Origin of the sequence: Tangfeifania diversioriginum, from assembly GCF_900141875.1 — a bacterium.
GTDB lineage: Bacteria > Bacteroidota > Bacteroidia > Bacteroidales > Prolixibacteraceae > Tangfeifania > Tangfeifania diversioriginum.
The window spans coordinates 35,489-60,098 of the sequence record NZ_FQZE01000013.1; the positions used below are offsets into that span (position 1 = coordinate 35,489).

The window sequence follows — 24,610 nt, forward strand, 5'->3', positions numbered from 1 at the left end:
CACACAACCCTGTTTGGTAAACAGAAGCTGTGTGCCTTTTGGAGCTGGCAGTAAAGCAGCTACTACTATTCCTGGTCTTGCTGGATTTTTTGCTGAAGCCTTTGCTGCAGTTCAGTATCGGTACGAACAGCCATCATAATTTGCTGATAGCGTTGTACCGTTAAGTCATTTTCAGTAATCACTTTTTCCATCTCTTTTTGCACTTTTGCCTGAATCTGCTCCACTGCCTGGCTGGCTTTGGCAAAGTTCTGAAGCTCATCTTCACTGGCATCCACTTCCTGGTTGGGATCCTGCTGCGCCTGCATGATTTCATTAAACCGCTGAACTTCAATTCCCTCATCGGCTACAGCACTCATCATTTCCTGCTGAACTCCCTGGTTCATCGACTGGAGCTCCACAAAAACAGATGCAAACTGGTTAATTTCTCCATCCGAAACATCAATATCCTGCTGTTGTTGGGGCATTTGTTGCGGCACCTGCGCAAAAGCAACCGATGCAGCCATTGTAAAAACTAAAATTAAACTGTACAGTTTTTTTGATAAAAGCATAATAATGTAATTTTTATAATTTTCAATGTCAATAATAATTTTCGAAGAAATAAGTTTACATGTGGAATACCTGAGAATAAATGTCAAAAAACTTTAAAAAAAACCACCATTCCCCGTTGACTTGAAATTTTCCCTTTTGTTGCATTTGCTATAACCTCCGGCATACCAATGTTCCAGGGGTTAAACTTATTTAGCAATAATAATTTCAGCATTAAAGTAGGTTGAAATCTGTCACCTGTCAATATTCCCTTTCCAAAAGTCAACCCAGCAGTTTGCAGTCGGGTTAGTTGTATTCGCCATGTAATTGAGGTTGTTTATCGACAAAAATCAAAAAACTGTAACGGCAATGCAAATACCTCTGTCTTAACTACAGACAATTATTCATCAAAACAGAAAAGTCATGAAAACAAAAACATTCGTATTATCAGTATTTGCACTGTTGCTGGCATCCACAGTGCTGGCAACAAAACTCCCGACTATGAAAGTAACTCCATTAGAAGCAGAAAAAACGCTGGTGTCTTTTGAATCAGAAATGCCGGCAATGTTTGAACTAACGGTTAAAGACCTGGACGGAACGACACTTTACTACAAAAAATCGGAACAGCCGGTAGCCGGTTACCAGGCCGTTTTCGATTTTTCGGAAACAGGCAACGGCAGCTATGTAGTTTCGCTCAATTACAAAAACTGCAGTCTCAGCCGCAAGGTGGTGGTGTGGAACAATAAATTGGAAGTAGGAGAAGAAATCAGACTTTTTGCACCGGTTTATTCTTTTGAAAACAACCAGCTAAAGGTTTCATTTTTAAATCAGGCCTGTAAAAATGTGTTTCTCAATGTATTCCAAAACGGCGAATATGTAACGGGAACAAAACTTGGAAAAGAAATGTGCATCCAAAAAACAATTGATTTTTCGAAACTGGAAAAAGGAACTTATGAGATTGTATTAAGCGACCATTTTAAAGATTATGAATATACCGTGAGTAAATAAACCTGCTTGTTTCTCTAGTGAAAAGCTCCGCCAGGCGGGGCTTTTTTTATAAATCCCTGTACACCTAACTAAAAAAATAGCTCTCCATAGTTGACCACGCCGGATTACAATTCACAGATTTTCGCAGAAATTAATAAAAATCAGCGTTTATCTGCGATATTTGCGGGGAATCATTTTTTTCAAAACAAAAAGTAATTATTCGAACCCATGTTGTACCCATAAACTTTTACCAATTGCCTTTCTGCAAAGCATGAAAAAATTAATGGACTGGTTTATTAAACTATTTACAACGGTCAAAGTCCAAAACATTGTTTAATTCGAAAATAAGAAAATTACTACCGTGCATATTAAAATTGAAGGACTGAGCAAGGTTTATAAAAACGGGAATTACGCCATAAAAAACCTGAATCTGGATATTCCGAACGGCATGTTTGGTTTGCTGGGGCCCAACGGGGCAGGAAAATCGACACTGATGCGGATATTGGTTACGTTAATGAAACCAACAAAAGGGAAAGTGTCAGTGAATGAACTCGACATTGCCAAAAACCGCCGCGAAATAAGGGCCATGCTGGGTTACCTGCCACAAGATTTCAGCTTCTTTTCAAAACTGAAAACCTACGAATTTCTGGATTATGCAGCACGCCTCGCCGGCATGAAAAATGCTTCTGCACGTCGCACGGCAGTTGACCAGATGCTCGAGGAAGTTGGCCTTTTTGAGGCCCGCGACCGCAATGCCAACAAACTGTCGGGCGGTATGAAACGGAGGCTGGGAATTGCACAGGCGCTCATCAACGACCCCAAAATTATTATTGTTGACGAACCCACCACCGGCCTCGACCCCGAGGAACGTATTCGTTTCCGTAATCTCCTTTCAACCCTGAGCACACGCGATGTAATCATTATCCTCTCCACACATATTGTTGGCGATATTTCGAGTACCTGCGACAATATGGCCTTGCTCAACCAGGGGCAACTGGCTTTTAACGGTTCGCCCGAGGAGCTGGTTAAAAAAGCCGAAGGCAATGTATGGCTCATTAAAGCTACTGAAAAAGAATACCTGGAAATAAACGAAAAATACCCGGTTATTTCAACAATACCTACCGAAGGTGGCTGGGAAATACAAGTTGTTTCGCCCGAAATAAACGGATATTATGGCAAACAAATAGACCCCAACCTTGAACATGCCTATGTTCATTTCATGGAAAATAAACTCAATCAATGGTCAAATTCATAATAATTAAAGCGGCAAAAAATGATTTCATTTCATAATATATTATCCATTGCCAAATACGAGCGGAAAACATTACTGCGTAGCTGGTTTTTCCGCATTTTCAGCATACTATCGCTTTTAGTTCTTTTTGGTCTGAATTTCGGGATGATTATTGAAGGCGGCGGAGAACAGGGCTGGGCAATCCGGAGTATTCCCTCAGCCATTCCCTACTTCAACCTGCTCATCCTGAATGTGGCACAGGCAATTATTGCAGTTTTCCTGGCCTCCGATTTTTTAAAGCGCGACAAAAAACTCGATACCACCGAGGTAATTTACATGCGCTCGATGACCAACGGCGAATATGTAATCGGAAAAACATGGGGAAACCTGCAGGTATTTTTGGTGTTGAATATTGCTGTAGTAATTATGGCGTTAATATTCAATGCGCTTTCGCAATCCACTGCCATAAACTGGGAAGCTTACGCCTATTACCTCGTACTCATCAGTGTTCCAACGCTCATTTTTATTATGGGACTTTCGTTTCTGCTCATGAGTGTAATCCGCAACCAGGCCATCACATTTGTAATTATTTTAGGATACATTGGAGTCACACTTTTTCTGCTTGAGGCAAAATATTATTACCTTTTCGATTACATGGCCTTCAACATCCCCATGTTGAGTTCCGACATTGTTGGATTTGGCAACCTCGATAAAATTATAATGCACCGTGGCATTTACCTTTCATTGGGACTTGGGTTTATTTTTCTGACTATTTACTTGCTGAAACGGCTGCCCCAGTCAGATTCGATGACTGTTTTTTCACTCCTTTTCGGCATTCTGTTTTTTGCTGCCGGGGGTTACCTGGGCTACAATCATATTAACGATTTTAAATCGACTGAAAAGCTGCGCAACGAACTTGTGGAACTGAACAACAAGTATGTTAATGAACCCGTGCCATCCACTACAAGCCATTCCATTTTGCTTGAACACAAAAACAATACAATTGAGGCCGTTTCGAAAATGACCCTGAAAAACGAAACCTCAAATGACATTAACAAACTTATAATCAGCCTGAACAACGGGCTTAAAATCAATAGCCTGAAATGGAACGGCTCCGAAATTCCTTTCACCCGCGAGTTCCACGTGCTCACGCCATCGCAAAATATCAGCCTTTCGCCGGGCGAAGAGGGAACCCTGGAAATTGAATATGCCGGCACGATCAACGAGGACATGACCTACCTCGATATCGACGAAAAAACCCGGCAGGAGAAATTCGGAAAATTTGTGCTGAACGTAGAAAAACGTTACGCATTTCTCACCCCGCAATATGTTTTACTCACCTCGGAAACAAGCTGGTACCCCAAAACCGGCGTTACATACAGCTCTGAAAATGTGGGCTGGAACCATCCAGAATTTATTGATTTCGACCTGGAGGTAAAAACAGATCCGGCACTGAAAGCAATTTCCCAGGGAAATATCACCGAAGTGGCACCGGGGCATTACAAATTCGAAAGCAATCTGCCCTTAACCCAAATATCGCTGGCCATTGGAAATTATGAAGAGAAAAAAATCGAGCAAGACAGTATCGAGTTTGGAATCTGGCACATCGAAGGCCACGATTATTTCACTGAATCATTTTCTGAAATTCAAGATACTATCCCGCAGTTAATCAATGAACGGTTATCTGATTTTGAAATAACTTATAACCTCGATTACGCTTTTGAGCGGCTGTTTTTAGTTGAAGTGCCTGCACAATTCAAAACATACGAGCGCGTTTGGGCCTCACGGCATGAACTGATCCAGCCCGAACAAATTCTCATTCCCGAAAAAGGGTACTCCATGAGGGAAGCTGACTTCGAAGGAATGAAAAAACGGATGCAGCGGTGGGGGCGCCGAGGAAATGATAATATGACCGAAAAAGACATGCAAATCAGGCTGTTTTACGATTTTGCACGGATTTTCAGCGAAGAACTGGCCACCGATTTTCAGGGTGGGCGCGGTGGATTTACCGTTGTGGAATACCCCAATCCCTATTTCATTTTCCCACTGTTTTATAATTTCCAGAACAACATACAGTCTGAACAGTACCCCATAATAAACCGCATTTTTGAAGCTTACCTGAAAAGCCAGTCGATGGACATGCGCAGGGGCTGGATGCGCGACATGCAGGGAATGAGCGACGACGAGCTGGCCAATATTGCCCTGCAGGACAGCACATTCGAGGAAATTATCGCCGATCCTGATCAAAAAAGAATTGTCGATAATGTAATCAAACTAAAAGGGGAAGTCCTTTTTTCAATGGTGGAGTGGCGCGCCGGCCCGGAAGAATTTGAAAAATTTCTGCGCCAGATATTAACTGAGTGCCGCTTCAAAAATATTTCATTTGAGCAGTTTGACCAACGCCTCAAACAGAAATTTGACGTTCAGCTTTTACCTTTGATGGACGACTGGTTCAAGGCCAAATCGCTGCCCGGTTTTCTCTTTTCAAATATTGAAGCTGTAAAAGTAAAATCAGACGAAATGATGAAAACCAAAGTTTCGCTGAAAGTCACGAATTTTTCTGATATTGAAGGCATTGTGAAAATTTCTTTCCGACTGGGTGGCCGTGGTGGCCCCGGAAGAGGCCCCGGAGGAGGTGACGACATGATTAACAAACTGGTTTACCTCGAACCGCATCAAACCAAAGAAGTTTCGTACATGCTCGATGCCGATCCGCGGATGTACATGATAAATACACTTACTTCACAAAATATTCCGCAGCTTATTATGGACGGCATGGGAGGTATTGAAGAAGATCCGAAAGCAGTTGCTTTTGAGGGCGAAAGAGTAGTGGACGAACCAGTAACAAAAGAACAGCCGGGTGAAATTATTGTGGACAATGAAGATCCGGAATTTGAAATAATGACCACCGAAGATATCAGCCTGCTCGAAAAATGGCTGTTGAACGATGAGTTAACCGACAAAAGAAAATATTCAGGTATGAATTACTGGCGGCCGCCATCAAACTGGACCGCAGTAACCAACTCCGAGTTTTACGGTGAATATGTGCGCTCGGGTTATTACATTAAAGCCGGCGACGGTTCGCTGAAAGCCCGCTGGCACGTACCCGTTACCGAACCGGGTTATTACGATGTGCATTACCACCTGTACAAATCGAGAAGGATGAGGCGACGAGGCGGCGATGAAAGAGGTGAATACAATTTCACCATTCACAGCGACGACGGTACCGAAGAACAAACCTTGTCGATACAAAGCGCCGACGAGGGATGGAACCACCTCGGTTCGTTCTACTTTTCGCCCGACACAGCGCTCATCGAGCTTTCCAACGAGTCGCAAATGCGTATTATTTTTGCTGATGCAGTGAGATTAACAAAATTGTAAAACATTTAATCAAAAAATATGATGCTTTTAACTACAATGAAACGAATGCAAAAAACAATTTTCCTTGGACTGATACTGGTGTTTATTGTCCAGGGAGCCAACGCACAGGAAGTGCTTACCCTCAATAAAGCATTTGATATTGCTGAAACGGGAAGCCCCGATTTGAAACGATCGCTGCTTAACCTGGAGCGTTACCAAAAAAGCCTCGAAGCGCAGAGAGCCGCGTTAAAATCACGGTTTTCGCTCGATGTTTCACCCGTGATGTTCAGCCGTAACCGCCGGTTCGACAACCGTGTTTCCGAATGGTACACCAACGAAAATTTTGAAACCAATGCACTTTTCAGGGTAGAACAACCAATACTGATTACAGATGGAACCCTTTCGTTAACCAACGAGTTTGGCTGGTCAAGCAGCTATTCAGATGCCAACGACCTCGAGAGCGAAGTGTTTTACAATAACCTGTACCTCAATTTAAACCAGCCCCTGTTTACCTACAACAGGCAAAAACTGGAGCTGAAAGAGCTGGAGCTGAATTTTGAAAATGCCAACATCAGCTACGCCATGCAGCGCCTTAACCTGGAACGGAATGTGACCGAATTCTTTTATAACGTTTACATGGCCCAGATGAACCTGAACGTGGCAAAAGATGAACTGGAAAACACCCAGAAGAGTTACGACATCATAAAAAATAAAGTGGAAGCGGGACTTGCCGCACAGGAAGAATTATACCAGGCAGAACTGAACCTGGCTACTTCAAAATCAACAGTACAAAACTCCGAAGTTTCTTTCGAAAATGCCAAAGACCAGCTAAAACTTTACCTGGGAATGGATTTGTACGAAGACTTTTCCATCCTGGCCGATGTGGCCGTTAACCCGGTCCCGGTTGATTTGGAAAAAGCCATAGAAACAGGGCTTGAATCACGCATGGAACTGCGCCAGCGCGAAATCGACATCCAGTCGAGCCAGTTTGAACTCATCCGCACAAAATCAATGAATGAATTCAGAGGCGATGTGAACCTCCGGCTGGGTATTTCGGGCGATAATCCAAGCCTCGATAAAGTTTTCGATGCACCCACCAACAGCCCGTCGGTAGCCGTGAATTTCAATATCCCGCTTTTCGACTGGGGTGAAAAGAAAGCCCGTATTGCCGCGCAGGAGGCTGCTGTTGAATCGCAAAAGTTAAACCTTTCCGATGAGCGGAACCAAATCATTATCAGTATTCGCCAAACTTACCGCAACCTGCAAAACCAGTTAACACAAATTGAAATTGCAAGGCAAAACCAAACCAACGCACAACTCACCTACGAAATCAATCTTGAAAGATACGAAAACGGCGACCTTACAGGTATGGATCTCAGCCTTTTCCAGAACCAGCTTTCAGAATCAAAAATATCATACAACCAGGCACTTATCAACTATAAAATTGAACTGTTAAACCTGAAAATACAAAGCTTATACGATTTTGAAAATAATGAGCCGATTCTCCCATCAGAACTTTATATAGAAGAAAACCAAAACAATTAAACTCAGAAAAAATTATAAAACGATGAAAAGAATAAAAATCCTTACATTAATTGCAATTGTTGCAGTGTTTGCCTCTTGTAACAACCAGGGGCAGTCTGAAAGTACCGAATTAGCTGTACCTGTTTCAGTAGAAGACGTAAAACCCCAGAGTATTCAGCAGTTTGTTACCACAACCGGTACCGTAAATGCAACATCGCAGGTAACGGTTAATTCTGAAATGGCAGGAGAATATTACCTGCAAACCAACCCTGCAACAGGCAGGACTTTTAAACTGGGCGACAGGGTACAGAAAGGGCAGACCATCATCCGCCTGGAAGATGAAGAATACGAAAACAGCATTGCAATAGAAGCCGTTGAACTGAACCTCGAAATTTCGCAGCAGGAATACGAAAAACAAAAATCATTATATGAAAAAGGCGGGGTTACTTTATATGAACTGCGCAATTCAGAGGTGTCGAAAACCAACGCGCAATACAACTACGAAAATGCCCAGCTTCAACTGGCCAAAATGAATATTAAAGCACCATTTACGGGAGTTATTGTTGAATTGCCCAACTACACCAGCGGAACACGTGTGGCATCAGGCTCGCCTATGTTTACACTAATGAGCTATACCGATATGTTTATGGAAATTAACCTTCCTGAAAAAAGCATTACCGAACTGGAAGTGGGTCAGGACGTGCTGGTTACTAACTATACCCTCCCGGAAGACACACTCAAAGGGACCATCACCCAGCTCTCGCCGGCAATTAGTACCGAAACCAGAACATTTACCGGAAAAATTGACATTGATAATCCGGAGCTGAAACTGCGCCCGGGAATGTTTGTGAAAGCCGATATCATTACAGCTGAAAAAGACAGCACCATTGTTATTCCAAAAGATATCATCATGTCGGCCGGTCGTGGAAAATATGTATTTGTTGTGGGCAGGAACAGTGCCGCCGATGACCGCTGGATTACCACCGGAATTGAAAACCAGAACAATGTGGAAGTTCTCGAAGGGTTACAGGTTAACGACCGGTTAATTATAAGAGGATTTGAAACATTACGCGACGACTCGAAAGTGAAAATTATCCGGTAATCCGTTCCCGGAAAATCATCAGAAATATTTAAACAATGAAGAAACTAACACAATTTTCTGTCAATTACCCGGTAACCATACTGATGATTATCCTGGGAGTCGTTCTCCTCGGGTACATTTCGTATGACAAGCTTGGGGTTGACCTGTTTCCCGACTTAAATTCACCACGCATTTTCGTGGAAATCCAATCGGGCGAACGCCCGCCCGAGGAGATGGAAAAGCAGTTTGTTGAAGACATTGAAGCGCTGGCCATCCGCCAGTCGGATGTACTTCAGGTATCTTCCATTTCGAAAGTGGGAGCGGCCCAGATAACTGTGGAGTACGCGTGGAATAAAGATATGGACGAGGCGTTCCTCGATCTGCAAAAAGCGTTGAACACCCTCACCCAAAATTCAGATATCGACGATCTGAAAATTACGCAACACGATCCCAATACCGCCCCGGTAATGCTCATTGGCGTAAAACACAATGAAATTACCGACATGAACGAAATCAGAAAGGTTGCCGAAAATTACATCCGCAACGAACTGGTCAGGCTCGAAGGTGTGGCCGACGTGGAACTGTCGGGCCAGGAAGAAAGTGAGGTTATTATTAAAACCGACCACTACCGCCTTGAATCGCAGGGCCTGTCGCTCGATGACCTCAGCTCACGAATCCAAAATTTTAACCGCAATGTGTCGGGTGGAAGGATTAGTGAAATGGGCCTTCAGTATATTGTGAAAGGCGTTAGCCTGTTAAGCACGGTTGAAGATTTTGAAAACCTGATTGTGGGTTACAAAGCCGTGCGGGCCGAAACCGAAGGGCAAACGCGTGTGGAAATGGCACCGGTTTACCTCAGGGATGTGGCTACTGTGGAAATTGGGAATAAAGAACCGGCCAACATCGTGCATATTAACGGCGAACGTTGTGTGGGACTTTCAATCTATAAAGAGACCAAATACAACACCGTAAATGCAGTAAATCAAATTAACGATGCACTGGTTGATATTGAAAGGGCGCTGCCCGGCTACTCGGTGGAACTGGTCAGCAACCAGGGCACATTTATCAGCAATGCCATTGGCGAAGTGCAAAACACCGCGCTGCTGGGTATTTTGCTTGCCGTGTTTATTCTTTTCCTTTTCCTCCGCAGAATAGGGACAACATTCATTGTTAGTATCGCCATTCCTATTTCCATCATTGCCACTTTCAACCTCATGTATTTCAACAGCCTCACCATAAATATTATGACACTGGGAGGTTTGGCCCTGGGCGCAGGCATGCTGGTTGACAATGCCATTGTGGTACTCGAAAATATTTTTAGAAACCACGAAAACGGCCTGAGTGCCAAAGATGCTTCGGTTACAGGAACGGCAGAAGTGGGTGGTGCTATTACCGCTTCCACGCTCACTACAATTATCGTTTTCCTCCCCATTGTTTATCTGCATGGTGCATCGGGCGAGCTGTTCAAAGACCAGGCATGGACAGTGGCCTTCTCGTTGATTTCTTCACTTTTTGTAGCCATTTTTGTAATTCCCACGCTTTACCACCGCATTTATAAAAACAAAAAATCGCCGGTAAAAAAACGCTCAGTAAAAGTTGGCGGTTACGGCAGATTTCTTGAAAAAATCCTCAGGGTAAAATGGCTGGTAGTGATTTTAGCCGCTGCACTTGTTGCAGGATCGTTTATGCTGGTGCCCGGAATTGGCACCGAATTCATGCCCAAAACCGAAACAAGGGAATTTACCGTTGACCTGAAATTGCAGGAAGGCACAGAGTTACAACGCACGGAATCGACCGTACAAAATATTGAAACCATTCTTACAGATTACCTCGGCGACAACCTCGATAAAATTTACTCGCACTCCGGGCCATCAACCGGTTTTGGCGGCGATGAAAGTTCAGTTTTCGAAGGAGAAAACACCGCCGAAATAAAGGTAATTCTCAAAAAAGAATCAACCATATCGGTAGAAAGCGCCATTGCTTCCATCGATAATCTCACCAGCAACATTAACGGGCTTGAAGTTACTTTCACCCAGGAACAAAGTGCACTGAAATCGATACTGGGCACTGATGAAGCGCCGGTTGTGGTTGAAGTGCGCGGGGAAGATCTCGAAGAGATTGAATCCATCATGAGCCAGGTGAAAGATCGGATGACCGGTATAGACGGTTTGTTCAATGTAAAATCATCGGTTGAAGGCGGAGCACCAGAGGTGGAAGTTTTTGTTGACAGGGTGCGTGCAGGAATGTACAACATCGACATCAACTCAGTAATTACCCAAATTCAGGATCAGCTGGAAGGGAAGAACGCCGGCCAGCTTGAGAAAGACGGCGAAATGCGCGACATCACCATAAAGGTTCCTGAAAAAGGACTGAACGAAATTGGCAACCTGAAAATTACGGCCAATAACCAGGAATTCAGATTAAGCGAAATTGCCGAAATCTCCTACGGAACTTCGCCCAAAGAAATTTACCGGAAAAACCAGAACCGCACGGGAAGGGTAACCGCCCAAATGGAAAAAGGGCTTGCCCTCGACCACGTGGCAACTACCATCAGGCAGGAAACAGCAGAAATTGATTTGCCGGCGAATTACCGGATTATGGTTACCGGCGAAGAAGAGAAAAGACAGGAGTCGATAGAAAGCCTGGGTTTCGCACTGTTGCTCTCCATTGTATTGGTTTACATGGTAATGGCTTCGCAGTTCGAGTCGCTCATCCATCCGTTTACCATTTTGCTGACCATTCCGCTGGCTGTGGTAGGCAGTATTCTTATCTTTTTTGCCCTGAACAAAACGTTGAATATCATGGCGCTCATCGGGTTAATTATGCTTGCCGGAATCGCGGTAAACAACTCCATCATTTTGGTGGACCGCATTAATCAGCTCATTCGCGAAGGACTCGACCGGAAATCGGCAATTTTACAGGCCGGACAGCAGCGTATCCGCCCGATTTTCATGACCAGTATTACCACAATACTTGCCTTGCTGCCCTTAACATTTGGGTTTGGCGAAAGCGCTTCGCTGCGGTCGCCCATGGCGCTGGCAGTTATTGGCGGTTTGGTTACATCAACACTTTTAACACTGGTTGTAATCCCTTGTGTGTACGATATTTTAGACAGGTTTAAGGAATTATTTATTCGGAGAAAAGATATAGAACACAGATGACACGGATTGAACAGATTAACACAGAGAAATATGGAGAATAAAAATTATTTGCATGCCCAAACAACTGAAAGAATTATAAAATGCTTTTATAAAGTTTATAATGAACTTGGATACGGGTTTTTGGAAAAAGTATATCAAAATGCACTTTTTTATGAATTAATAAATGCCGGTTTCTACTGTGAAGCTCAAAAACCGATTAAAGTCTATTATTCGGAGAAATTGGTGGGGGAATATTATACCGACATTATCGTAAATAACGAGATAATTTTAGAATTGAAAGCTGCCGAAGCATTAGTTGAAGAACACGAATTTCAGCTGATCAATTATCTCAAAGCAACAGAAATAGAGATTGGTTTATTGCTCAATTTTGGGAAAAAGCCTGAGATAAGAAGAAAAATTTTTACAAACTAAAACAGTGAATATCTGCAAAATCAGTGTCATCAGCGTTCCAAATTAGGAAAACATGAAATTCATCATAAATAGAAAAATACTCATCAGCATGTTGTTTATCGGGCTTACCCTGTTGGGGTATGTTTCCTATAAACAACTGCCGGTAGAGTTAATGCCCAATGCCGAGCTCCCCATGCTTTATGTCCAGGTTAATTCGCGTATCGAAGTCGATCCGGACTACATGGAAAACCAGGCTGTAATCCCGATTGAAGGGGCAATCAGCACTATGGAAGGAGTTGAAAGCATTGAGTCGAACCTGGATAACCGCTCGGCCTCCATCCAGGTTAACTTTAAGCAGAATGTCAACTTTCAGTATGCCTTCCTGAAACTTCAGGAAAGGATTGACCAGGCCACCGACGAACTCGACGAGAACTTTAATGTTACCGTTAACCGGGTTGATATACAGCAAATCAGCAACCAGTTTATGGAGTTGCAGATTCGCGGCAGCGGAGGAACCGACAGACTTAGAAATATTGTTGACCAGGATCTTGCCGCCGAGTTCGAAAATATTGACGGAATTGCAACAGTAACGGTTTTTGGCGGAAAGGAACGTTCCATTGAGGTAACCTACGACAAAAATGCCATCGAGGCTTACGGAATTACCCCGTCGCAAATTCAAAGTGCCATTTCGCAAAACTCAACCAACCGCGCTTTTACAGGTTATCTGCACGAAAATCAGAAGCAATACTTTGTACACGTAACAGCCGAATACGACCATGTTAACGACATTGAAAACATTGTGCTGGCCGAAGGCCCCATTCTTTTAAAAGATGTCGCCGATGTTTTCTTCGGGGTAAAAGAAGAAGAATCCATTAGCCGCGTGAACGGACTGGATGCCGTATCGATGATGCTGGTGAGCGATTCGCAGGCCAATCTCATCGATTTATCGCACAATGTACAGCAACGCATTGCAGAGCTTAACGAAGAACTGGCAGCCAAAGATGTTGAAATTGTGGTGCAGACCAACACGGCCGAAACCATGGAAAAAAACATCGACCAGATTATCAACCTGGCGCTGGTAGGCGGGCTGCTTGCCATTTTCGTGCTCTGGATTTTCCTGAAAAACCTGCGCATTGTTTCTGTAATTGCAATGGCCATTCCGGTTTCTGTGTTCACGGCATTCAACCTGTTCTATGCATTTAACATCTCTATCAACAGCTTAACCCTCGTAGGACTGGTGCTGGCCATTGGGATGCTCCTCGATAACAGTGTGGTTGTGCTCGAAAATATTTACCGCCTTTCGGGGCGGCGCTTCAGTCCCGACCAGGCAGTGGTGCAGGGAACAAAAGAAGTTTGGCGTTCCATTATTGCAGCCACACTAACCACCATCACTGTTTTTCTGCCTTTCCTGTTTTCAACAGAATACATGATTAAACTGCTCGGGAACCACGTTGGGGTATCCATCATTTCAACCCTCACCGTATCGCTGTTTGTGGCACTACTGCTCATTCCCATGGCAGCCCATCTTTTGCTGAAAAGAAAATCATCGCACAATATTTTTTATGAAAAAGTAACCACCAATAATCGCACAATCCAGGTTTACATCCTGCTGCTGAAATCAGCCATGCGGTCGCCTGCCGCAACGGTTATAGGCGCCATCATTATCTTTTTCATAACCATATTTATTGTTTTGGCAGTTAGCGTAAACAACCTCGAAGAAGTTGAAGAGACACGATTTTCACTTTATGTGACTATGCCCACGGGATCAACCCTCGAATCAACCGACAAAGTAGTCACAGAGGTTGAAACCCGCCTCGAAGAAATTGAAGAACGAGAAGACGTTATTGCCAACATACAGGAAGAAGAAGCCATTTTAACGGTTGTGCTTCAGGAAGATTTTGAAGATATTAACGACCGGTCAATTGCCGAAATAAAGGCAGAAGTTGAAGGGTTGGTAAATAATATTTCGCAGGCCAACATCAGCTTATCGGCGCCCGCTTCAAGCTCCAGATTTGGAGGCGGCGGCGCTGGTGGCGGTATGGAAAACTTCAGCCGTTTCATGGGCATTGGCACCAACCGCGAACGCATTGTTATAAAAGGCGAAAATTTTGAAATGATGAAAGGTGTTGCCGAAGATTTGCAATACTATATCGAAGATCTTGAATCCATTCGCAGCGCTAATGTCAGTGTTGCCGGGAACCGTCCCGAGCTGCACCTCTATTTCAACCAGCTGATTTTAACAGAACTTGGCGTTTCGCTCAATAATATTGCTTCGGAGCTGGGCTCCTTCTCTCGCGAATTTTCTTCAGGCGTTAATTTTAAACAGGGAACCGAAGAGTACGAAATCATCATAAAAGAAAATCTCACAGAAGAAGAGGAAGAAGCCGCATCCGAAAAATCAATCGACGATTTACGACGGCTCCAGGTAAACAATAACGAGGGAGCGGTTTACGACCTGCAAGACCTTGCCGATTTGGTTTACGATGAAGGAATGTCGAGAATTACACGTGTGAACCAGGAAAAACAAATTGAACTGTTTTACCGGTTTGTGGAAGAAGCCGAACAATCGAAGGACCTGCTCGAAGCTTACCGCCTTGAAATTGACCAGATTGTGAGCAGCTATAAAATGCCGGCCGGAATTGCCATTGAAGTAATTCATGAAGAAGACCAGTTTTCGGAATTCTACTTCCTGATCGCCGCTGCCTTCATTCTCATTCTGATGATTCTGGCATCGGTCTTCGAATCGCTGACAACACCAATTGTACTGATGTTCTCTGTACCGCTGGCAGCCATTGGTTCGTTCCTGGCGCTTATTTTTACCGGCAACAGCCTGTTCAATGCCAACACGCTCACCGGGTTCCTCATATTGCTTGGGGTGGTGGTTAACAACGGAATCATATTAATCGACTTTACCAACATTCTCCGGAAACGGGGAAACCGGAAATCACGCGCAATTATAACTGCCGGGCTTTCGAGGGTCCGCCCGATTTTAATCACTGCAATTACCACAATTGTGGCCATGTTACCACTTGCGCTGGGGCAGTCAGAGTATGTTGGAGCTATTGGAGCGCCATTTGCCATTACCGTAATTGGTGGTCTGGCTGTGAGTACGCTGCTCACCCTTATTTTTGTGCCCACTCTTTATTTCGGTATGGAAAACGCGGTGAACTGGATAAAATCGCTGCACTGGGGATTAAAAGTGCTGCAACTTGTACTATTTGTTGTGGCTGCATTTTACATCTATTTTGAAGTGGAAACATTCATCTGGCAACTACTTGGTTTTATGGCAATTGTGATACTCATCCCCGGAGTTACTGCATTTATACTTACCAGCTTGCGACAGGCCAGTTCAAAAGTAATCGACGAAAATGAACCCATCCGGATTGTGGTACGCCAGTTGGTAAAAATTTACGACCGCGACAGCCGGTTTGTGCGCGAATGGAAATCGGGCCTAAAAATCAGAGAACGTGCCGGGCTGCTTAAAAACTACCGGCATTTACGCGACTTTTACGACCTCATCTGGCAAATCCCGCTTTTTGTTTTCCTGGTATATTTCACCTTCTTTTACATTCAAAGCAACCTCTGGATGTGGGTTTTGTCGCACTTTGTTTTCTTCTTCCTGTTCCTGTTAAACGTGCCGCTGTCTCAGGTACTGAAAAACAAATACGAGGATACTTCAAAACCGGTATTCCTGAAAATCGATAAAATCATTAAACGGGTTATTTTCTGGGTTGTTCCTGCATTGTTCCTCTTTATCTTCTTCTTGCGTTGGGACAATCTCGGAATGGTAATTTTTGTGGGAATAATCTGGTACCTGCTGCTGGTGATTTACGAATCGGGCGAATACGTTCATAATAAAAAACTAAATATTGCCCGCATCACCGGAAGGTTCTCAAACCTTCGCCGTGGTTATTTCACACTGGTGCGCCAAATTCCTGTTATCGGAAAACGGAAGGTTCCATTCCGCGCACTCAACGGCGTTTCGCTGGAAATTAAAACCGGGATGTTTGGGCTGCTTGGCCCCAACGGAGCGGGTAAATCTACCATGATGCGCATAATTTGCGGAATTCTGGAGCAGAGTTACGGGAAAATATGGATTAACGGGCTCGACACACAGAAACATCGCGAAGAGTTGCAGGGGCTGATTGGTTATCTGCCGCAGGCTTTTGGAACTTACGAAAATATGTCGGCATGGGAATTTCTCGATTACCAGGCCATTCTGAAAGGAATTAAAAACCCCGACACCAGGAAAGAAAGAATGGAATATGTATTGAAAAGCGTTCACATGTTCGAAAAGAAAGACGATAAAATCGGTTCCTTTTCGGGCGGAATGAAACAACGGATTGGAATTGCACAAATCCTGCTCAACCTGCCGCGAATACTGGTTGTTGACGAACCAACCGCCGGCCTCGACCCGCGCGAAAGAATACGCTTCAGGAACCTGCTGGTAGAACTGAGCCGCGAGCGAATTGTCATCTTCTCAACACATATTATTGAAGATATTTCGAGCTCGTGCAACCAGGTAGCCGTTATTAACCGTGGCGACCTGAAGTATTTCGGAACACCGAACGATATGTCGAGAATGGGTGAAGGATTTGTTTGGCAAATGACAATTCCGGCCACGGAGTTTGACCAGTTTACAAACAAACAACTTATTATTCACCACATGCGCGATGGCGAAAATATTAAGCTGCGGCTGCTGTCAAAAGAAAAACCGGCACCCGAAGCCGTTAATGTTTCGCCGCACCTCGAAGATTCATATTTGTGCTTATTAAAAGACTTTGTTTAAACACTGGAAAATGAAACAAAAATTAGATATAAAAAACACGTTGGTTAATTCAACACGAATGGTGAGGTACAACCTGAAAATCATTTTTGCCAACCGGTTTATCTGGTTCCTGATTGCAGCGTTTGCCTTTTTTATGTTTTTTGCCATTCAAACGGTTTTAAATGGCGAAGCCCTTACCGAAGGAACAGTTTACGGATTGCTCATATTTCCAGGCATCCTGCTTATTTTTTACCCTTCGGTATTTGGCATCCAAAACGACGACGATTCCAGGATGCTCGAAATACTTTTCGGTATTCCCAACTACCGCTACAAAGTGTGGCTGGTACGTTTGCTGATGATTTACGTCCTGATTTTTATTATCATCATGCTTTTTACGGCACTGGCTTCCATACTGCTTTACAACGTGAATATCCTGGAAATGTCGTACGAACTGATGTATCCCATTGTTTTTATGGGCTCGCTGGCATTTATGTTTTCTACCATAATTAAAAACGGAAACGGAACGGCGGTTGTGATGGTTTTAATTGGCGTGGCCCTCATTATTTTACAAGATGCCGTTGAACGTACACAATGGAATGTATTTCTGAATCCTTTTGAAATCCCGAATAATTTTAACGAAATCATTTGGGAGGGACTCATTGTCAAAAACAGGATTTTCCTCGGTGTGGGCATTGTTGTATTTATTCTTTACGGACTGTTTAATTTGCAAAAACGGGAGAAATTTGTGTAAATTTTAAGCCTTATTGACCTCATTTCCAACAAAACAACAGAAACTAAAACCGGGTTTTTAAGCTGCGTTTCATTATAATTCAAAAGCCGAAAAAAATAATGATTGATTCCAAATTTGTATCTTTGTAAAAAAGCAATTTATATGGAACTTACAGTTAACATAAAAGACCAGGCTAAAATTGCAGCATTTCTTAACTTAATAAAAAAAATGGATTACGTTGAGATTATTGATGTCAAAGAAGGTTCAGACAACCTACCTCTTGAACACCGTGATTTATTGGATAAGAGATTGGAACGTATAAAAAATGGAGAAACAACTTTCAAAAATTGGGATTCCATTAAAATGAAGTATGAAAACAAAGAAATTTAGTATCGAATTATCAGACGAAGCAGAAACTGACTTTGATAAATCATTCGAATACTATTTTAAAGAAAACCCGAAAGTTGCAAATAGATTTTTTAGAAGAATCAACGCAAGTATTGAAGATATAAAGCTGAACCCATTTACTTTCCCTTTTGTACACAAGGATGTCAGAAAGTATGTAGTAAAAAAATTTCCTTTTGTAATTTACTATCAAATAAATAACTCAACAATCAGGATAATTGCTATTTTTCATACAAGCAGAAATCCTAAAATTTGGAACAACAGAGTATAAGTTACAAATTCAAATTTTAATTACCACTTATAATAAACAATTATAACTTTTCCGGTTTTTAAACCTTTACATAATGAATGAAGGCCTTCGCAAAATCTACTGAATCAAAAAAATAAATTATTTTACCTTTGCCGGTCAAAAAGATTACAATGGAGCGGAAAGATATTGAGATAATGGCACCGGTAGGTTCGTACGAATCGTTGATGGCAGCCATACAGGGAGGAGCAGGATCAGTGTATTTTGGGGTGGAGCACCTGAATATGCGGTCGCGTTCATCAAACAACTTTTCGCTCGACGATTTACGCAAAATAGTTGAAATTGCTTCCAGGAACCACGTAAAAACCTACCTCACACTCAATGTTGAAATTTTTGATGGTGAAGTGAGCCAGATGCACGCCGTGCTTGATGCAGCGCATGAGGCTGGCGTTTCGGCAGTAATTGCCGCCGACATTTCGGTTATTCAGTATGCCCGTTCCATTGGGCTCGAAGTACATATTTCAACACAGGTAAATATCACCAACACCGGCGCAGTAAAATTTTACGCGCAATTTGCCGATGTGGTTGTGCTGGCCCGCGAAATGAACCTGGGCCGGGTTCAGGAAATCAGCGAAAAAATTCACAAACAGCAAATTAAAGGCCCCTCGGGCAATCTCGTGCGCCTTGAGATGTTTGTTCACGGAGCGCTCTGCATGGCCATCAGCGGAAAATGCTACCTTAGTTTGCACGAAATGAATTCATCGGCCAACCGAGGAGCCTGCCTGCAAACCTGTCGCCGTGCTTACACTGTTACCGACAAAGAAACCGGGGCCGAGCTGGAAATCGACAATGAGTACATCATGTCGCCCAAAGATTTGAAAACCATTCATTTTCTTAATAAAATACTGGATGCAGGTGTTTCTGTACTAAAAATTGAAGGCCGTGCCCGCTCACCCGAATATGTAAAAACAACGGCTGAATGTTACCACCAAGCCGTTCAGGCCTGGAAAGAAGACACTTTTACCGAAGAAAAAATTAATGACTGGAACCAGCGCCTGTCCACAGTTTTTAACCGCGGGTTCTGGGATGGGTATTACCTGGGGCAACGATTGGGTGAGTGGAGCGCCAATTACGGTTCGCAGGCAACCAAACGAAAAATCTACATCGGAAAATGTACCAATTATTTCACCAATATTCAGGTTGCTGAATTTAAACTGCAAACCAAAAACCTGAAAACCGGCGATGAAATTATTATTACAGGCCCCACAACCGGAGTAGTGCAAACCACGGTAAAAGAAATCAGGTTCGATTTGAAACCGGTGCAGGAAGGACTGAAAGGCCAGCGCATTTCGGTACCCATTGACACAAAACTGCGACGCTCCGACAAACTGTTTAAAGTTGTTGATGCCAAAGAAGTTAAGCAACGAAAATAACGATTCTTTTCTGGTTCTTTTCAATTTCGAAAAAGAAAGAATTAAATTACGCGCTGCTAAATAACTTTAACAATGAAAAATTTACTGCTGATTCTATTAGCATTTTTACTAGTTACTGAATATGCCGAAGCCCAGGTATTACGTTTCCGGGCGAGTGCAAACAGTAGTATTTTCATCAAAGAACCCGGGGAGCCGGAAGTTAGCCACCCCATGAAAGAAACCCTTTCTCACAAGGGGAGTGCTGATTTTACACCCGAACTTAACCTTGGGGCCTCAATAGAAATAATGGCCCCGGTAACTACCGATTTTGAGCTGGGCGTTGAATTTGATTACACCAACCTTTCGGGTTATACCGAAACCGCCCCGCTGCATAACTTTTTTCTTTCAAGGTACAATCCACTTCCCGATAATTACAAATATCCGGATGAAACCCTCATCTACAACACAAACATTTTCAACATTTTGGGAACTGCCCGTTTTTACATTTTTCCCGTTTACGAAGATGTTATCTTTTTCACAAAATTACACGGGGGAATTGCTTTTGTAGGCACTGATTTTACTTTTCAGGATCCACAGTACAGCGTAGGGTACGAAGTTGGCGTGTTGTACTCACAAGGCACAAAAAGCAATGAAGATCCCAAAGATCCGGCATTTACCGGTGGCGGTGGACTGGGATTAACTTACAGGTTGTCCGACGCGCTGGATATTTATTTCGACGGAACAATTTCTGTTACCCATTCAGATGTTGTTAACGGCGTGCCCAATTACGATTACCTTGTTTATCAGGGAGAAGAAACCATCCAACGGACAACAGGCTGGGCAATAACTTCACAGGTTAGCTTGGGAATAATTTTCACCACTATTCCCAACCGCAAGTTGAAAAGTAATAATTACACCCGCACCCGTCAGTTTCATAAAAGTATTTTCTGAAAACAGTTTTCCGAAAACATTAACTTATAAAATTGAAAAAATGAAAATCCTGGTATTTACAATATTGATAACCGCCTTTTGGGCTGGTTCTTCAGTTTCTCCCCCAAAAGAAGAACTAAAAAAACATATTCAATCCAACGAATATTTTGCATTTGTAAAAGAAAAAGCGGTTGAAGTTGTCAAAACCGGATTCAATGCCGGCGACGGATATGGCGAAGTGTGGATTCGCGACTACAACACCTTTATCGAACTTTCGGCAGAGGTTTTTGAAGCTGAAGTATTGAGGGAGAATTTGCTGGTTTTTTTCAGAATGCAGGGCGACGACGGCAACATCATCGATGGTTTTATTCCCGCTGAAAAAGCCGGCGGAGGGTACAATTACATTTACTCGGAACTGGAACCGCGCTATGCCGGGCACAAAAACACAGTGGAAACCGACCAGGAATCGTCATTGGTACAAGCGGTTTACAAGTATGTAGTGGCCACCGGGGATTCTTCCATCCTCACCGAAAGAGTGGGCGATAAAACCGTTTCAGAGCGTTTGGAAGAGGCAATGGAATTTCTGCTGAACCACCGATTCAGCAAAAAATACGGCTTGCTTTGGGGTGCCACCACTGCCGACTGGGGCGATGTGCAACCCGAACACGAATGGGGAGTTTACCTCACTAATGACACACATTACGCCATTGATATTTATGACAATGCCATGTTCCTGATTGCCCTCGAAAACATGATGGAGCTTCTGCCTGAAAAAAAGGAGAAATGGCAGCCGGTGCATCAACTTATTTTTGAAAACTGTCGTAAGCATCTGTGGGATAATACCAACAAAAAATTTATTCCCCACATCTATCTAAACGGTTCACCTTTCCCTGATGATTTTAACGAAAATAAAATTTATTACCATGGAGGAACGGCTGTGGCCATTGAAGCCGGACTCCTCTCCGGGGATGAAATAAAAATTTCCATTGAAAAAATGGAGGAAAATATAAAAGCTTCCGGCGCCGCTTCCATCGGATTAACAGTTTATCCGCCCTACCCCGAAGGATTTTTCAAGAATGAAAGCATGTATCCGTACGGCTACCAAAACGGCGGCGACTGGACCTGGTTTGGCGGGCGTATGATACAGCAACTCCTAAAAAACGGTTTTGTGGAAGAAGCTTACGAACACATGCAACCTATGGTTAAACGGGTGAAAAACAATAATGGTTTTTTTGAGTGGTACACCGTAAACAACGAGCCAAAGGGCTCGGGCACATTCCGCGGTTCGGCAGGTGTGCTTTGGAAATCCATTCAACTGTTTGAGGAATTTGCCGAATCAGAAAGCGAATAAAATTTGGTTAACCAAAATTAAAAACCAATGAGCAACAAAAAAGCGGTGGAGATTTCCACCGCTTCTTCCTTCCTGAAAGACAAACAACTAATAACCATGTTTGCTGGCTTTGATCCACTTACAACCAATCAAAACCCGGTAAGTCCACTTAAAAGCAATTCGGACAAAGCCACGATTTTATTACGAACCAACCTCTCCATTGTTTCATAAAGAATGGTTTTTAACATATTTTAACCTGCTGGTTATCAGAAAAAATAATCTAAAGCGTCATTCTGAATTCATGTCACAGTTTTAACTTTCTGAAGAAGAAACCCTTAAATGCTTTTCTGCGGCAGGCAGAAATTCAGGTTGACGCTCTTTCCGCAGATTAGAAACATTTTGGACACCCTCATCAAATGCTGATACTCCTATGCAAGAGAGTCAAACACTTTTTCAAGCAGACGTTTTGTAGCAAGAATACCCTCTTTTTCTGAGAGCTCGCTTCCTTCATATTCAATTCCAACCCAACCTTTATAACCGGCGTCTTTCACAATTTTCATTATGCGGTAATAATCGGAATGGATTTCATTTCCATCTTCATCGAATTCGTGCGACTTGGCACTTACTCCCTTTGCATAAGGCATAAGCAGTTCAATTCCCTTGTAGCGATCAAACTCCTCACCGGTTTGCCTGTCAATTATAAAATTACCAAAATCGGGAAGGGTGCCAACGCGTTTATGATCGACCAGTTCCATAACACCGGCCAGCCAGTTGCCGTTACTCGACAGGCCGCCATGGTTTTCGACCAAAACATTAATCTTTTGTGTGTCGCCATATTCACACAACATGCGCAATCCATCAGCTGCCAGTTTTTGCTGTTCTTCGTAAGAACCCTGACTTCCTGCATTTACACGAATAGAATGGCACCCAAGGAATTTTGCCGCATCAATCCATTTTTTGTGGTTTTCCAGCGTTTTAACACGTTCCGACTTGCTGGGATGCCCCACCATGCCTTCGCCATCGCACATTATCAGCACACTATCCACACCTTCGTTTTTGCAAATCTTTTTCAGTTCGCCAAGGTAATTTTCATCTTTGGCTTTGTCTTTAAAAAACTGATTTACATACTCGAGCCCTTTAATGCCATGCTCACTGGCAAACTTCGGAAAGTCCAGATTAGTCATTTCATTGGCAAATAACGCTTTGTGCAACGACCATTCGGCCAGTGAAATTTTAAACGGTGATTTTTTTGCAGCATAGCCGGCAAGTGCCGGGGACACCAGCAGTGAGCCTGCCGTTGCTGCCATTGCTGTCCTCAAAAAATTTCTACGTGAAGTATTTTTCATTTTTAACAGGTTTTAATTTAAAGTGAAATTACTGATTTTATATTTTAAAGAAAATTCTTTTCAGGTATAAATAGTAACACAAAAGCCATTCGAGCGCCAAAATGGTTAACGAATTTACCAGTGCCATAACAAATTCAGGGGTGTTGAACCACGCTAAAAAGCCATGGGTGAAAATGGCCACGAACCCATTCAGCCACTGGCCGCCCACTGTATTAAAAAACAAGTAAATGAAAATCGGGTTCATCCCCACAATTACAAACGGGAATATCCAGCCACTGATTTTTTTGACATCGATAAACCAGTAGCTGAAAGACAGCACTAAAAGGGCCCAGCCTCCTGAGGCCAGTACAAATGAGGATGTGCTGATTCTTTTTATGATGGGTGTAACGGAAGTCCAGTCGAGCAGGTACCCCACCGCCAGAATGGCGAGGCCGGAAAAGGCAATGACTTTTATTTTTTTGGTGGCTGTTTTTCCCGACATCAAAATCTGCCCGGCTACCACTCCCCAGATGGTATGGGCTGCAGTAGGGATAAAATTAATGGCTACCCAACCGCCACCGGGATTAATTTTACCCATTAAAATAAGGTCCATCCACGTTCCGAAATTGTGATCTTTCACAAAAGGCTGGTTGAAACCTTCGAGCGGAAAAGTGCGGTATAAAATTTCGGTGAGCAGCAGCAACCCCAACGCGGCTATTATTTGCACGGCATATTTGTAGTGCATTAAAAAATAGGCAATTAATATGGTTGCCGAAAGCTGGGAAAGCACATTCCACAGTTCCCACACCAGTTCGCGGCGATAGCCGCAATGCAGGCCAACACCAAAAGCAAGTAAAAGAATACACCGCTGAATGATGTGCCGTGTAATTTTCTGTTTCGTGTCGCCGCGTTTTCTTCGTTTTGCATACGAAAAAGGCATGGCCACCCCCACAATAAACATAAAAAAAGGCTGCACCAAATCCCAGAACCGCAGTCCGTTCCACGGATGGTGATGAAATTGCTGAAAAAACGGTTCGAGGAAGGTACCGGCAACGGGTTCACGTACCAAAACACTCCACAGTGCTGTACCTTCTGCTACCAAAAGGAACATGGTTATTCCGCGAAAAAAATCGAGCGATAATAATCTTGTCCCTGAAGGATCCAGGTTACTGGTTTTGTTCATATCAAGTTTAGTTGAAAATTA

At 43.2% G+C, this 24,610-nt stretch carries 18 protein-coding genes; 15 read left to right on the forward strand and 3 right to left on the reverse strand.

The window, feature by feature from the left end:
• Nucleotides 1–65: 65 nt before the first annotated feature.
• A complete protein-coding gene (locus BUC07_RS09785) occupies nt 66–548 on the reverse strand; it encodes a DUF4168 domain-containing protein (RefSeq protein ID WP_073168987.1) in 483 nt (160 codons plus the stop codon).
• 400 nt (nt 549–948) lie between these two features.
• Here BUC07_RS09785 and BUC07_RS09790 point away from each other — a divergent pair, with 400 nt between their 5' ends.
• From BUC07_RS09790 to BUC07_RS09860, 15 genes are all read left to right on the forward strand, one after another.
• Nucleotides 949–1,533 carry a hypothetical protein gene (locus BUC07_RS09790; RefSeq protein ID WP_073168901.1) on the forward strand — a complete coding sequence of 195 codons (585 nt, stop codon included), beginning with the start codon at nt 949–951 and terminating at the stop codon, nt 1,531–1,533.
• A gap of 340 nt (nt 1,534–1,873) precedes the next feature.
• Nucleotides 1,874–2,767 carry an ABC transporter ATP-binding protein gene (locus tag BUC07_RS09795; protein WP_073168902.1) on the forward strand — a complete coding sequence of 298 codons (894 nt, stop codon included), beginning with the start codon at nt 1,874–1,876 and terminating at the stop codon, nt 2,765–2,767.
• Nucleotides 2,768–2,785: 18 nt separating this feature from the next.
• On the forward strand, nt 2,786–6,124 hold the full coding sequence (locus BUC07_RS09800; RefSeq protein WP_073168903.1) for a golvesin C-terminal-like domain-containing protein: 3,339 nt from the start codon (nt 2,786–2,788) through the stop codon (nt 6,122–6,124).
• 36 nt (nt 6,125–6,160) lie between these two features.
• The gene (locus tag BUC07_RS09805; RefSeq protein ID WP_073168989.1) at nt 6,161–7,648 is read left to right on the forward strand and encodes a TolC family protein; all 1,488 of its coding nucleotides are present in this window, start codon (nt 6,161–6,163) and stop codon (nt 7,646–7,648) included.
• A gap of 22 nt (nt 7,649–7,670) precedes the next feature.
• Nucleotides 7,671–8,729, forward strand: coding sequence for an efflux RND transporter periplasmic adaptor subunit (locus BUC07_RS09810; RefSeq protein ID WP_073168905.1), 1,059 nt, complete (start codon nt 7,671–7,673; stop codon nt 8,727–8,729).
• Nucleotides 8,730–8,764: 35 nt separating this feature from the next.
• On the forward strand, nt 8,765–11,869 hold the full coding sequence (locus tag BUC07_RS09815) for an efflux RND transporter permease subunit (RefSeq protein ID WP_073168907.1): 3,105 nt from the start codon (nt 8,765–8,767) through the stop codon (nt 11,867–11,869).
• A 30-nt stretch (nt 11,870–11,899) separates the two neighbouring features.
• Nucleotides 11,900–12,280 (forward strand): GxxExxY protein, encoded by a 381-nt coding sequence (locus tag BUC07_RS09820; protein ID WP_073168909.1) that lies wholly within the window; start codon nt 11,900–11,902, stop codon nt 12,278–12,280.
• 52 nt (nt 12,281–12,332) lie between these two features.
• On the forward strand, nt 12,333–17,048 hold the full coding sequence (locus BUC07_RS09825; protein ID WP_073168910.1) for an efflux RND transporter permease subunit: 4,716 nt from the start codon (nt 12,333–12,335) through the stop codon (nt 17,046–17,048).
• 10 nt (nt 17,049–17,058) lie between these two features.
• Nucleotides 17,059–17,778, forward strand: coding sequence for a hypothetical protein (locus BUC07_RS09830; RefSeq protein ID WP_073168991.1), 720 nt, complete (start codon nt 17,059–17,061; stop codon nt 17,776–17,778).
• 141 nt (nt 17,779–17,919) lie between these two features.
• Nucleotides 17,920–18,147 (forward strand): addiction module protein, encoded by a 228-nt coding sequence (locus BUC07_RS09835; protein ID WP_073168912.1) that lies wholly within the window; start codon nt 17,920–17,922, stop codon nt 18,145–18,147.
• Nucleotides 18,128–18,433 (forward strand): type II toxin-antitoxin system RelE/ParE family toxin, encoded by a 306-nt coding sequence (locus BUC07_RS09840; protein ID WP_073168914.1) that lies wholly within the window; start codon nt 18,128–18,130, stop codon nt 18,431–18,433. The genes BUC07_RS09835 and BUC07_RS09840 overlap by 20 nt, the downstream gene beginning before the upstream one ends.
• Nucleotides 18,434–18,582: 149 nt before the next feature.
• The gene (locus tag BUC07_RS09845) at nt 18,583–19,842 is read left to right on the forward strand and encodes a peptidase U32 family protein (protein ID WP_073168916.1); all 1,260 of its coding nucleotides are present in this window, start codon (nt 18,583–18,585) and stop codon (nt 19,840–19,842) included.
• A 72-nt stretch (nt 19,843–19,914) separates the two neighbouring features.
• Complete coding sequence (locus BUC07_RS09850; RefSeq protein WP_073168918.1) at nt 19,915–20,772, forward strand: hypothetical protein; 858 nt, start codon at nt 19,915–19,917, stop codon at nt 20,770–20,772.
• Between the two features lie 40 nt (nt 20,773–20,812).
• On the forward strand, nt 20,813–22,102 hold the full coding sequence (locus BUC07_RS09855) for a glucosidase family protein (RefSeq protein ID WP_073168919.1): 1,290 nt from the start codon (nt 20,813–20,815) through the stop codon (nt 22,100–22,102).
• A gap of 27 nt (nt 22,103–22,129) precedes the next feature.
• Complete coding sequence (locus BUC07_RS09860) at nt 22,130–22,312, forward strand: hypothetical protein (RefSeq protein WP_073168921.1); 183 nt, start codon at nt 22,130–22,132, stop codon at nt 22,310–22,312.
• A gap of 197 nt (nt 22,313–22,509) precedes the next feature.
• Here the strand turns inward: BUC07_RS09860 and BUC07_RS09865 are convergent, their stop codons facing one another.
• Nucleotides 22,510–23,427 (reverse strand): TIM barrel protein, encoded by a 918-nt coding sequence (locus BUC07_RS09865; RefSeq protein WP_073168922.1) that lies wholly within the window; start codon nt 23,425–23,427, stop codon nt 22,510–22,512.
• A 37-nt stretch (nt 23,428–23,464) separates the two neighbouring features.
• Complete coding sequence (locus BUC07_RS09870) at nt 23,465–24,589, reverse strand: acyltransferase family protein (RefSeq protein WP_073168924.1); 1,125 nt, start codon at nt 24,587–24,589, stop codon at nt 23,465–23,467.
• Nucleotides 24,590–24,610 lie beyond the last annotated feature (21 nt).